This window comes from Sedimentibacter sp. (assembly GCF_038562225.1).
Taxonomy (GTDB): Bacteria; Bacillota; Clostridia; order Tissierellales; family Sedimentibacteraceae; genus Sedimentibacter.
The window spans coordinates 1-12,233 of record NZ_JBCFAS010000007.1 but is presented as its reverse complement, the minus strand read 5'-3'; the positions used below and the strand labels follow the sequence as shown (position 1 = coordinate 12,233).

12 protein-coding genes are annotated in these 12,233 nt (G+C 32.9%); all 12 read right to left on the bottom strand.

The window, feature by feature from the left end; genetic code table 11:
• Positions 1-21: 21 nt before the first annotated feature.
• Entirely contained in the window at positions 22-777 is a 756-nt protein-coding gene (locus AAGU76_RS18465; protein WP_342486996.1) for a creatininase family protein, read from the bottom strand.
• A 42-nt stretch (positions 778-819) separates the two neighbouring features.
• A complete protein-coding gene (locus AAGU76_RS18460) occupies positions 820-1,896 on the bottom strand; it encodes a M42 family peptidase (protein ID WP_342486995.1) in 1,077 nt (358 codons plus the stop codon).
• 14 nt (positions 1,897-1,910) lie between these two features.
• Positions 1,911-2,669, bottom strand: a complete 759-nt coding sequence (locus AAGU76_RS18455) for a creatininase family protein (RefSeq protein WP_342486994.1) — start codon at positions 2,667-2,669, stop codon at positions 1,911-1,913.
• A 65-nt stretch (positions 2,670-2,734) separates the two neighbouring features.
• Positions 2,735-4,318, bottom strand: coding sequence for an ABC transporter substrate-binding protein (locus AAGU76_RS18450; protein WP_342486993.1), 1,584 nt, complete (start codon positions 4,316-4,318; stop codon positions 2,735-2,737).
• 54 nt (positions 4,319-4,372) lie between these two features.
• On the bottom strand, positions 4,373-5,332 hold the full coding sequence (locus AAGU76_RS18445) for an ABC transporter ATP-binding protein (RefSeq protein WP_342486992.1): 960 nt from the start codon (positions 5,330-5,332) through the stop codon (positions 4,373-4,375).
• A 16-nt stretch (positions 5,333-5,348) separates the two neighbouring features.
• Complete coding sequence (locus AAGU76_RS18440) at positions 5,349-6,308, bottom strand: ABC transporter ATP-binding protein (protein WP_342486991.1); 960 nt, start codon at positions 6,306-6,308, stop codon at positions 5,349-5,351.
• 22 nt (positions 6,309-6,330) lie between these two features.
• Complete coding sequence (locus AAGU76_RS18435; RefSeq protein ID WP_342486990.1) at positions 6,331-7,233, bottom strand: ABC transporter permease; 903 nt, start codon at positions 7,231-7,233, stop codon at positions 6,331-6,333.
• A gap of 8 nt (positions 7,234-7,241) precedes the next feature.
• Positions 7,242-8,189, bottom strand: coding sequence for an ABC transporter permease (locus AAGU76_RS18430; protein WP_342486989.1), 948 nt, complete (start codon positions 8,187-8,189; stop codon positions 7,242-7,244).
• A 179-nt stretch (positions 8,190-8,368) separates the two neighbouring features.
• Positions 8,369-9,181, bottom strand: a complete 813-nt coding sequence (locus AAGU76_RS18425) for a Nif3-like dinuclear metal center hexameric protein (protein WP_342486988.1) — start codon at positions 9,179-9,181, stop codon at positions 8,369-8,371.
• A gap of 79 nt (positions 9,182-9,260) precedes the next feature.
• Positions 9,261-10,154, bottom strand: coding sequence for a MurR/RpiR family transcriptional regulator (locus AAGU76_RS18420; RefSeq protein ID WP_342486987.1), 894 nt, complete (start codon positions 10,152-10,154; stop codon positions 9,261-9,263).
• A 598-nt stretch (positions 10,155-10,752) separates the two neighbouring features.
• Positions 10,753-11,256 (bottom strand): hypothetical protein, encoded by a 504-nt coding sequence (locus tag AAGU76_RS18415; protein WP_342486986.1) that lies wholly within the window; start codon positions 11,254-11,256, stop codon positions 10,753-10,755.
• Positions 11,257-11,497: 241 nt separating this feature from the next.
• Positions 11,498-11,947, bottom strand: coding sequence for a hypothetical protein (locus AAGU76_RS18410; protein ID WP_342486985.1), 450 nt, complete (start codon positions 11,945-11,947; stop codon positions 11,498-11,500).
• Positions 11,948-12,233: the final 286 nt, after the last annotated feature.

The following is a 12,233-nucleotide window of genomic DNA, read 5'->3' as shown; positions in this document are numbered from 1 at the left end:
TTGTTTGTTAAACCTCTATGTTTATAGCTTTACTTTCTCAAACTTTAAAATAAAATCTGCTATATAATCAACAGTACTTTCAAGCATTTCTTTACCCCATTCAGCTGTAGCTGTCTTAATATTATCGGTACCGTACCAACCAGACGTCGATAATTTTTCAACTGAGCGTGGCACAGAAATGGGTATTCCATTACATAATACTTCATTTGCTACTGCATAAACTAATTCATCCGATAAATTCTGTGCATGAAATTCTTTTGCATAATCCATATGTACATAGTCAGGATTTATGTAAAGCATAGCTGAAGTTTCCTGTGCCCCAGCATGCCCACCTTTCCAGTTTGGGTCTATTTGCCCTGCAAGAGTCCACCAGTCGATTATAGCACAAATAGCACCCTTTTTATTCATATTTAATGCAATTCTATTAAGAACAGGCGTATTTCCACCATGACCATTTAAAAATATAATTTTCCTTGCACCATAATTAAATAATTGATCTGTTATTTTTGTCATTATTACAAACAAACCATCATGCCCTATAGATATTGTTCCTGGAAAATTCATATGATGGTCAGCCATGCCAAAGGGCATAACAGGAATGCTTAAAATATCTACTTTGCTTTCCAGCAAATCTATAATTTTATCAGGTATTATGAAATCTGTTCCCAAGCCAAGATGTGAACCATGATTTTCCACACTTCCAAGAGGTAAAATGACAATATCTTTTTTTTCAAAATATTCTTGTATTTGAATCCATGAATGATGTTCTAACCTCATAGCATTTCTCCCTTTGAATCATTATATAGTTATGTTTGAAGCTTAAAAGTTATTTAAGACATCTACATTTAAATTTTTAATGATCTCACAAGCCAAAGCCACTCCGTTAGCATAATCTTCATATGAAGATATGCCGAAATGAGTGTGAGCATATCGAACTGGTATTCCTATAACAATTGTTGGTACGCCCTTATTTGATAAATGAATTGCTGCTCCATTTGTAGAACCAGATCTTCTTACAGATTCTTGAACCGGTATATTATTCTTCTTACATAAATCCAAAGCAAAACGTTGAAACCTCGGATTAGTTATCATTTTTGAATCAATATGCCTCAACATGGGTCCTTTTTTTATTGCAGTTTGTATTTCATACTCAGGAACAACAGTATCATCAGCTGGGCAGCCTTCAAATACTATTGCTATATCAGGTTTTACTATATTTGTGGTCAGTGTGGCGCCTCTAACCCCTACTTCCTCTTGCGAAGCAGTTGCACCCACTATATCAACATTCAATTCTACATTTTCAAGTTCCTTAAGCGTACTAATAATTGAAGCACAGCCTAACCTACAATCAAAACTTTTTCCTATCATTAAATCATGTTCATCAATATACTCAAAAGATACTGTCGGGCAAATAGGTTCCCCAATTCTAATTTTAAACTTATCGGTAGCCTCCTCTTTTGACGTAGCACCAACATCAACTGTGATATCACAAATATCCAATGGATTCCTTCGTTCTTTTTCTGTCATAAAATGAGGTGGTTTGCTTGAAGTAATACCTAATATATATTCACCTTCAGAATTTCTAACCCACACTTTGTGAGCAGGTATATTGCTGTTTATCCACCCACCTATAGGTATTATCTGCAATGTTCCATTTGGTCTAATTGCTTGTACCATAAATCCAACTTCGTCACTATGAGCGTCCAATTGAACTATCGGCCTGTTTCCTTTATTTCCTTTCCTATATACATACAAGTTTCTAAGAGTATCTTCTTTTATGATACCTAAATCACTTGAATATTTGCGCAATTCATTTACCACTAAATCTTCAAAGCCGGAAGTCCCATTTGCATTAGTTATATCAGCAATCATTTTTAAAGTATTTTTTTTATCCATGTTATTCACCAATTTTAAAGTTTTACTAATTTTAATTCTTCAATTAAATCTACTATATAGTTGGCAGTTGTTTGGAGCATTTCTTTACCCCATTCCACTGTTGCGGTATTAGGATGGTCAGGACCAATCCATCCATTATCAGTAACATTAGGTGTATTCCTTAGCACTTCAAACTCTACTCCTTTAAAACGAATAGTTCTAAACCCGGTGGCTACTAAATTGTCACTAATATTTTTCAATTCTAATGGCCCGCCTATTTCCTCTTCATCTACTAAAGATGGATCAACTCCCATCACACCGGCAGTTTCTTCTCCACCTCCGTGCCCACCTTTCCATTTTGGGTTCATGTCCCATGCCATGAGCCACCAATTAAGCATCACGACCATCGCACCTTTCTTTTCGAATGAAAGTCCAATCCTTTCAATAACTTTTATATTTCCTCCATGCCCATTTAATATTAAGATTTTTCTTGCACCATGCCTATATAAATTGTCTATAACTGAATATAAAAATTGATACAATACCTCATTATCAATATTAATTGTTCCAGGGTAATCCTCCAACGATTGGCAAGCACCATATGGGATAGTAGGCGCAATTAGTACATCGCTTTTTTCTTCGATAAGTTCTAATATTTTATCCGGTATTAATGTATCTGTACCTAAAGGTAAATGTCTACCATGGCATTCAATGCTTCCGATTGCTACAATAACCATATCATTTTCATCAAAATACTTTTTTGCTTTAGGCCATGTTAAATTTGATAATCTCAATCATTTTTCCTCCTTCTTTTTTTAAAAGCACAATCCTACTGCATAAAGTAGGATTGTACTTAAAATTATTTTGCTACCTTTACGTTTGTTAACTTGTGATATCCTATAGGATCCATAACAAACCCTTCAACTTTAGCACTAGCACCTGCAGTTATTGTTGAATAATATATTGGTGCATTATTATTGATCTCTTTAAGTAAAATTGATAAATCTTCATAAGCTTTTAATCTAACACTTTCATCTGTACTAGTTCTTGCTTTCTCAATCAATTTATCAACTTCAGGGTTATTCAAAAATGACCTGTTACCAGCAGCACCTTGTTGTGAAGAATGCTCTAAAGAATAGTATGTGTAATCAGCATCAGTCGTTGAAGTAACCCATCCAAAGTATCCCATGTCATGTTTTCCTGCAGAAGAATCGGCAATAAATTTACCAAATTCAAGAACCTCAACCTTTGCTTCGATGCCAACTTCCTGTAACATTGCTTGAATAGCCTGGCATACTTCTATACGTATCTGATTATCATTTACCCAGATACTTGTTTCGAAGCCATTAGCATATCCAGCTTCAGCTAACAATTGTTTTGCTTTTTCAGGATTGTATTCATATTTACCAGGGCTAAAATAACCGAATACTGCGGGAGCAATTATGGCATCTGCTGCTTCACCTGAACCTGAAGCAATTGTATCAATTATTAAATCCCTATCAATAGCTATACTTATAGCCTCTCTAACTTTCTCATTGTCAAATGGCTTCTTATTCGTATTCATAGAAATATAGAAACATGTTAATGATGGAGCTTCAAATAATGTTAAATCAGGGTTGCTTCTAACTTTAGCCAAGTCATTAGGTATTATATCATACGCCAAATCAATTTCACCAGTTTCCAATGCTATTGTTCTTTGTGCAGCTTCAGGTATAACTTTCATAACTAATTTATTAGTTGCCGGTGCTCCAGCATAGTAATCATTAAAAGCTTCAAGTGTTGCAGAATCACCTTGTTTCCATTCTACAAATTTGTATGGGCCTGAACCAATTGGGTTTTTAATAAAGGCATCAACATCTTTTTCTACTATTGCTTTAGGAATTATAGCTGAAAATGGTACCGACAGATTTCTTAATGCAGGGGCATATGGCGCATCTAATTTTACCTCAACAGTATAACTATCAATAACTGTAACAGTATCAATAAAGTCTACAATATAAGAAACTGCAGCAGAAGCAATTGCCCTGTCTAGAGAAAATTTTACATCATCAGCTGTAAGTTCTGAACCATCATGGAACTTTATACCCTTTCTTATATGAAAAACATAAGTTGTATCATTAGGTTGATCCCAACTTTCAGCAATTTGAGGTTCCAATTCACCTGTTTTCGCATTTACCACTGTTAGTGTGTCAAATATTTGATCTGTTACTTGTACTGCTGTTGTTTCCTTACCTTGGTGCGGGTCTAAAGATGTAATGTCAGCTCCTTGTGCCCAAACTAATGTATCTTTGTACTGCTTTTCTGTGTTTTGCTGTCCATTGTCGCTTTGTTGTTTGTCATTGTTTGCCGGAGTATTATCCGCATTCTGAGAGCAAGCCACCGTCATAGCCAACATAGCAACAATCATTGCAAATAATGCGAGTTTTTTTAATTGTCTTTTCATATATTTCTCCTTGTCCTAATTTTTATAAAAACTGTTTTACAGTCTCTACCAAGTTTAAGCTAATACACAATTTACAAAATGTCCCGGTTCCACTTCTTTAGTTGCAATATCTCCACCGATACAAGATTCAGTAGCATAAAGACATCTTTTTGCAAAACGGCATCCAGGCTTTGGATTAATAGGTGATGTTATTTCTCCCTTAAGCAATATTCTTTCCATCTTATAATCAGGATCCGGCACCGGTATTGCAGAAAGTAAAGCCTTTGTATATGGATGAACTGGATTTTCAAATAATTTTTTTGAAGGGGCCTTCTCAACCATTTGACCTAAATACATAACCGCTATGTCGTTCGCAAAATGCTTTACAACTGAAAGATCGTGTGTTATAAACATATAAGTCAAATTTAACTCGTCCTGTAAATCCTGCATTAAGTTCAATATTTGAGCTTGAATTGATACGTCTAAAGCTGAAACAGGTTCATCGCATACTATAAATTCAGGGTTAACAGCTAATGCTCTGGCAACACCAATTCTTTGACGTCTACCTCCATCAAGTTCATGAGGATACGTATTTATCAACCTTTTGGCAAGACCAACTAACTCCATTACTTTATCAACTTGTGCATTTAATCCTTCTTTATCTGACTTTAGGAAAATCCCTTGTACAATTAAAGGTTCAATTATTGCTTCACTAACGGTCATCCTTGGATTAAGAGAAGCAAATGGGTCTTGAAAAATTATTTGCATCTTTTTTCTCATATTTTTCATCTGAGCTTTATTATATTGTATGATATCTTCACCTTTATATAATACCTTCCCAGATGTTGGTTCATGAAGCCTTAATATTGCACGGCCCATTGTAGACTTTCCACATCCTGATTCTCCAACTACCCCTAAGGTTTCGCCTTTTTTAATAGAAAAATTCATATCATCTACAGCATGTAAAAGTCCGCTTGGTGTATCAAAATATTTTTTTAAATGTTCGACTTTTAATAATTCATTATTTTCAATCATATTATTATCCTCTTTTCTACTGGTAAAGAATGCATCTAACCTGATGAGTTTCACCCAGCTGAACCATATCCGGTAGTTTTTCTGCGCAAATAGGTTTTGAATATTTGCATCTATCATAAAATTTACACCCTTTAGGCAGTTTTGTCGGGTCCGGCATTATTCCAACTATGGCTTGCAACCTGTTCACATTTACAGTTAAACTTGGAATAGAGCCAAATAATCCTTCAGTGTAAGGATGTTTTGTTTCTTTATAAATCTCTTTTAATGAGCCATACTCCACTATTTCTCCTGCATATATAATTGCTACATAGTCGCAGTTTTGAGCAACCACCCCCAAATCGTGCGTAATTAGCAACATGGATGTATTGTTTTCTGATTTTAATTTGTAAATCATGTCAAGCACTTGTGCCTGAATTGTAACGTCTAAAGCTGTAGTTGGTTCATCAGCTATAAGAATTTTAGGATTGCAAGCCAATGCAATAGCTATAACAACCCTTTGCTTCATGCCTCCTGAAAATTGATGCGGATATTCATCATATCGTTCTTTTGGAATACCTACCCTCTCCAACATATCCTCGGCCAATTTTCTCGCATTTGCCTTTGTTATTTTATTATGGTTAATTATAACTTCCATAATTTGTTCTCCAACCGTTAAGACAGGGTTTAAAGAGGTCATGGGATCCTGAAAAATCATTGAAATATGTTGCCCACGTATTTTTTGCATTTCCACATTTGCTAATTTTGTTAAATCTTTACCCTCATATAAAACTTGGCCTTCTACTATCTTACCTGGAGGATTTGGTACAAGTCCCATTATACCTCGTGCCAAGGTAGTTTTTCCTGCACCGGTTTCACCGACTAAACCAAGAGTTTCTCCAACGCCCAATTTAAGGTTAACGCCATTTAATGCTTGTACAATACCATCATCTGTTTCGTAATATATAGTTAAGTCCTTAATATCTAATAAATTACCCATATCATCGTACCTTTCCAATTTATTAATTTTTTAGTCTTGGATCTAGTGCATCCCTAAGCCCATCACCAACAAGATTTAGTGCAAGTATAGTAAACATGATGCCTAACCCGGGAATTGCCGTAACATGCCAAGCATCTCTTATATAAGTTCTTGCATTTGATAACATTGCGCCCCACTCTGGTGTTGGAGGCTGAATTCCCAACCCTAAAAATGATAGCCCTGCTATTGATAGAATTGCGCTAGCAATTCCAAGAGTAAACTGTACAATTAACGGAGACAGTGAATTTGGAATAATATATTTAAAAATAATTCTAAAATCACTACACCCAATTGCTCTTGCTGCCTCAATAAATTCTTGGTCTTTAACAGTAAGAACTGATGCACGTACTGTACGTGCAAATCTTGGAATCAATGATACTGCGATTGCTATTAAAACATTAATTAAGCTTGTTCCAAGCGAAGCAACTATAGCTATTGCTAAAAGCATGGAAGGAATAGCTAAAAGAATATCCATTAACCTCATTATTACATTATCTGTCACTTTTCCATAAAAACCTGAGACAGCTCCCAAAACTCCTCCGACAATACAAGATAACACAATTGCTATTGTCCCCATAAATAACGAATAACGTGTACCCCAAAGCATTCTCATCAATACATCTCGACCAAATTCATCCAATCCGAAAATATGCCCAGGGCTGGGTCCCTCTAGTCTTCTGCGTAAATCTTGTTTAATTATATGTTGGTTATAAAAAGATTGATCTGTTGCTATATCTATAAATATGGTGGCAAACGCTATTATGACAAGTATAATCATAAAGTATAAACCAATCATAGCCATTTTGTTTTTTTTGAATCTTCTCCAGGTATCCTCCCATAAAGAACGTTGCTCACTTACTTTATTTGCATTTTTAACTTTTTCCATGTGATTACCTACTTTCTCTTATATTGCGACTTTATACGCGGATCAACAAATGCATAGACTATATCTACAATTAAATTTACAACTGTAAACATTATTGCAAGGAAAATAACCGAACCTAATACCAACGGAATATCCTTAGATTTTATTGAGTCTATCATCAGACGTCCAACACCAGGCCAGGAAAAAACAGTTTCTGTAAGCATTGAACCTCCTAAAAGCGTTCCAAACTGTAACCCTACTGCAGTTATAATAGGTATCATAGCATTTTTTAGCATATGGTGATTTGTTATAATCTTTTCAGATAACCCTTTTGCTCTTGCAGTACTAATATAATCTTGACGAGTTACGTCCAACATAGATGACCTAGTCATTCTTGCAATTACAGCTGCAGACATAGCTCCCAAACTAAATGAAGGTAATATTAAACTTTTAATAAGCGGTATAAACCCTACGCCCATACCTTGTGAAGGTAAAATTTTTAAATTTAATGCGAAAAATATTACTAACATTAATCCTAACCAAAAGACCGGCATAGAAACACCTATTAAAGCAATAATCATTGAAATGTTATCCATCATTGAGTATTGCTTTAGCGCAGAAGTTATCCCTGTTGGTATCCCAATTAATAATGCTACAAGTGTACTTATTACAGCTAAAATAAAAGTATTAGGGAATCTTTGCATAACTTGATCCCAAACATCTAAATTGTTTCTGTAAGATGTACCTAAGTCCCCTTGTACTAAATTAACCATATAATTGCCATATCGAACAAATATCGGGTCGTTTAATCCCAACTCCTCACGTTTCATTTCCAATGCTTCCGCAGTTGCTTGGTCACCTAAAATTATTGCTGCCGGATCTCCCGGTGAAAGATTCAAAATAAAAAATACAATGAATGTTACGCCAATAATTACAGGTATCAACATCAATACGCGTCTAAATATATACTTATACATGTCTCACACTCCGTTAAAAATACTTTCTATTTTTTTATTTTGTATTCTAATTATTTACTTATATCTAATCCTTTTATTAAGAACCTTAGTATTATCATGTTTGTACTATCATTGCTGCCTCCTTCCCATAAAATAAAAGGATGTGCATAATATATAACAACATGCGATGATTCACCTTTCTATATATCACTCATATTAGGCTTTTCTTCTATGAATTCGCATGGTATCCCAAGTTTTATAAAACAATTTGAAATGGATATTAAAGCAAATTTCTCTGTTGAATAGTGCGTGCCTCCAATAATATTAATTTCGTTACGCTCAGCAAGCTCGTGTATTTTGGGAACCCAAAAGACTTCCTTGTTCGTCACGCCTGTTACAAATGTGTTAATGCCTTGTTTTTTAAGAAATTCATATATGTCTTGTTTTGCGCAGCCAGCCATAACCGCAATACGCTTATTTTTAATTCCCGTGTCGCCGTAAGCATATAATTTCACATCATGTCCCAAGATTTTTTCCATGCTTGTGCACAAGTCAGCCACATTCCCATAACCTCCATAGCAAAGTTCCCCCATATATACACCGTTTTGAAGATAAAATGTATCATATGGTTTTAAACCCAATGTTATGGCTAGGGTATAGCTTGGAGAAAATATGCTGTGCCTATCTAAAGGGATATGGTAAGAAAAAAGATTAATACGATTTTCCTTCATTCGATGTATTAAATGGTCTGGTATATCCGGATACGCCAAGTTCTCATTTGCTTTAGGCGGAACAGGATGATGTGTAAAAATCAGAATATCCTTTTCATTCCTTGACAAAACTTCATTTATTACTTTCTCAGAAGCAAATGTTGAGGTATAAATTTTTTTTACTAAATCAGTATTGTGATGCTGTATGCCAACCCTTGGAAAAATATCCGTGCATTCCTGCGGTCGAAAAATTCGTTCTAATGATTTATATAAATCCCCTGCATTTTTTTCTGAAAAGTTCATTTGATTTATCCCCGTAATTTTATATTTTTACAAAAGAGAATATTCCCCAAACTTTATTTTATAGATGAATAAACATTAGCTAATAATCTTTATCACTTTCTGTTTCCTCTGAAAATTGTGTGTTTTCATTAATAAATTGACTTACCAACAGCTCTTCCTTAACAATCTTGTCCAATTGCTCACCAAGCTGTATTGCAATAAACGATGTAAGAAGTTCTATAAATTTCATTGGCATAGCTAATGAATTGTAAAAAAATGGCGTTTCAGTCTTACATAGAAAATTGTATCCATCTTCGGTGATAACGGGTGAATTTATACTATCAGTAATAGTTATAATTCTTGCACCTTTCATCTTAGCATATTTTATTACTTCCACGGTTGGTAAATGATAAGGGGGAAATGAAAACAAAATAATGAAATCATTGCTATCAATCCTTGCAAGGGCAGTCCTAACAGCATCATTATCCTCTAATTTTATAGATGATGCCTTTAATCTCAAATAGATTAACCTATAGGACAAATAATCAGCCAAGGTTTTTGAAGCATTATGGCCAAAAATAGTTATATCATTCGCATTCAATAATTCATTTGCACATTCAAAAAACTTGTCAACCTCTACGCCTTTTATCATATCTTCAACATTTTTTCGTTCAAGAAAACAAATCATTTTGAATAAGCTTTTCATTTTTTGTTTTGAATCTGACGAATGCCGCGCCATATATTCTATATCTTTAAAACTGAAATTGCTTTTTTCATTATCACGTAAAGCTTCTTTTAATCCTATAAAATTTTTAAACCCCAAATTTTCACATAATCGCAATATTGAAACTTCCGATGCATTAGCACGCCTTGATAGTTCCTTTAAAGATAAAAAAGCAACATCTTCATAATTGCTTATGATATATTCATATATTTCCTGTTGTTTTTTTGTAAGTTTATTATATTTTTTATTAAAAAAACTTATATTAGTCATACATACCTCTTTATAACGTTTGCTTTATTGTACTATGACATATTGGTGTTGTCAATTAAAAAAACGTTGTCAAATCAATATTGTTTAAAGTGTTTACTTTACTTGTTGCTGTATTGTTAACATTTCCATTTAAACAAGTTGTAAATAAAAACAAAAATTTTATTAATAACATTTCAATTTCTGCATTTTTTATTTATTTTTTTTAAAAACCCTGAATCGACAATAAATATTTGCCGTTTCAAGGTTCTGCTTTTTAATAATTTGTAATAATCAAAAAACTAAAAAGACACCAACCTGTTGCAGTCAGTGCCTTTCTTCAATTGGTTAATTACATATTGCTTACTTCTTCGTGCTCATGTGCTTCTTTATATTTTAAGCGAGTAGCTTTACCTCCCCGAATCTTAAGGGGTAGAACGGTATTAATACTATGTGTAAATTTCAGCGTTTTCATGGAGTTCTCTACATTTTTATTAATACCGTTTTATATTGTTTATTATGAAGATTTGCCCAGGATTTGCCCGAAAAATTTTTAAATTTATACTAATATTATGTTTTTTATTCACTTCTTATTAGATTATTATGTTTTTTAAAATGTAGCTTATTTATAATAATGGTTTAAATCATCATAATACGGTTTTAAAAGTGCATTAAGTGAATTTAGGTTTTCATAAAGTTCTTTTATTTTATTTTTATCTAACTCTAAACGACTTCCGTTTAAATTTATTGATTTTGTTATCAATTCTGAAGAAGAAAGAAGTTCCCTATTTACTGTGTCAACTACTTCTGCCCCTTCATAAGGTGATATATCCTTCTCAATCAAGCCCTTCTTATAACAGTCTCTCATGCTTTTATAAAGCGAAGTCAAAGTGCTAGACATTACTCCCATTCTAAATTGTATTTCACTATAGTTTTCGATAGTAGGCATCTCAACAAAAGTATCTAATGAAATCATAAGTCTTTGATAATTTTCTTCAAATCTATTAACATCATAGCTGTATTTCTCATATGTGTTTTTGTTTATACTTTCTATAACGCTCCACCCGACCAAAAGTATACCTATTGTTAATAATATTATAATTAAATTTTTATTATTTATTTTCATAAAAATTCCTACTTATCTTTTTAATATATCTCTTTCAATTCAAGACACACTTATTGCATTTTGCAATAAGTGTGTCTGTATCAATTATAGTTAACATCCATATAAAACATGTGGATACTTGCATATACTTGATGTTCTAAATAACGCCTATATGTAAGTTGTTAAACCATTGAGACATTCTTTACATAGACAGATGTAGAATAATCACCTCCTAAAACCGTAAGTCTCATGCCCAAGTTGTTCATTTAACACCGCTCCATAAACTTTTTATGTTATCAATCCAATGCTCAGTTTCAGTTGGTAATATTATATATGTTTTATTATTTATTGTAATATATTCATTTACTTGATCGGTATTAATACTTATCACTAAAACTTTATTAATACCTATCAAAGTGATTCTATAAGTCTTATTTGGTTGAATTGAATAAAACTCAGGAACAATAATACATCTGCGTACTCTTAAATTCTCTAAATATTTATAGAAATCTATAATTTGTTCCGTTTCTTTTATTGAATATTCATTACTCGTGAAAGCGTTAACAAGATTTATAATCTCAATACTTTTTATCTCATGAAAATTTATTTTCCTATTTAACACTTTTTCAATTTTAAAAGGTATAAATGTATAGACAATAAAAATTAAAAAAATAATTATTATTATATATTTCGATCTATTACTAACTTTCATTGTTTAAGCTCACTCTTAAATGTTTTTATTGTTGCTTCAATGATGGTGATGGTAACGTATAAACGGACATATTTCTACGATTGATGTAATTATTATATGCTTCATTTTTTGTTACAGTCTGATTAAAAAAGTTTGTAGTACCAAATGTTTGACGTGGCATCGTAGTTCATTCTAATCACCTTTTCCTTTTCATATTTTTTATCTCTTTACCATATAAACAATTTAAATATGAATTTGGGGACAAGATTTTTGAAATATTCTTAAAATTTTTAGAAATTTATTTTAT

What these genes read in the sequence shown, in the direction of transcription:
- AAGU76_RS18415 (WP_342486986.1), bottom strand. Translation starts at nt 11,256, where the DNA reads ATGAAAATAAATAATAAAAATTTAATTATAATATTATTAACAATAGGT.
- AAGU76_RS18465 (WP_342486996.1), bottom strand. Translation starts at nt 777, where the DNA reads ATGAGGTTAGAACATCATTCATGGATTCAAATACAAGAATATTTTGAA.
- AAGU76_RS18430 (WP_342486989.1), bottom strand. Translation starts at nt 8,189, where the DNA reads ATGTATAAGTATATATTTAGACGCGTATTGATGTTGATACCTGTAATT.
- AAGU76_RS18445 (WP_342486992.1), bottom strand. Translation starts at nt 5,332, where the DNA reads ATGATTGAAAATAATGAATTATTAAAAGTCGAACATTTAAAAAAATAT.
- AAGU76_RS18425 (WP_342486988.1), bottom strand. Translation starts at nt 9,181, where the DNA reads ATGAACTTTTCAGAAAAAAATGCAGGGGATTTATATAAATCATTAGAA.
- AAGU76_RS18410 (WP_342486985.1), bottom strand. Translation starts at nt 11,947, where the DNA reads ATGAAAGTTAGTAATAGATCGAAATATATAATAATAATTATTTTTTTA.
- AAGU76_RS18440 (WP_342486991.1), bottom strand. Translation starts at nt 6,308, where the DNA reads ATGGGTAATTTATTAGATATTAAGGACTTAACTATATATTACGAAACA.
- AAGU76_RS18460 (WP_342486995.1), bottom strand. Translation starts at nt 1,896, where the DNA reads ATGGATAAAAAAAATACTTTAAAAATGATTGCTGATATAACTAATGCA.
- AAGU76_RS18435 (WP_342486990.1), bottom strand. Translation starts at nt 7,233, where the DNA reads ATGGAAAAAGTTAAAAATGCAAATAAAGTAAGTGAGCAACGTTCTTTA.
- AAGU76_RS18450 (WP_342486993.1), bottom strand. Translation starts at nt 4,318, where the DNA reads ATGAAAAGACAATTAAAAAAACTCGCATTATTTGCAATGATTGTTGCT.
- AAGU76_RS18420 (WP_342486987.1), bottom strand. Translation starts at nt 10,154, where the DNA reads ATGACTAATATAAGTTTTTTTAATAAAAAATATAATAAACTTACAAAA.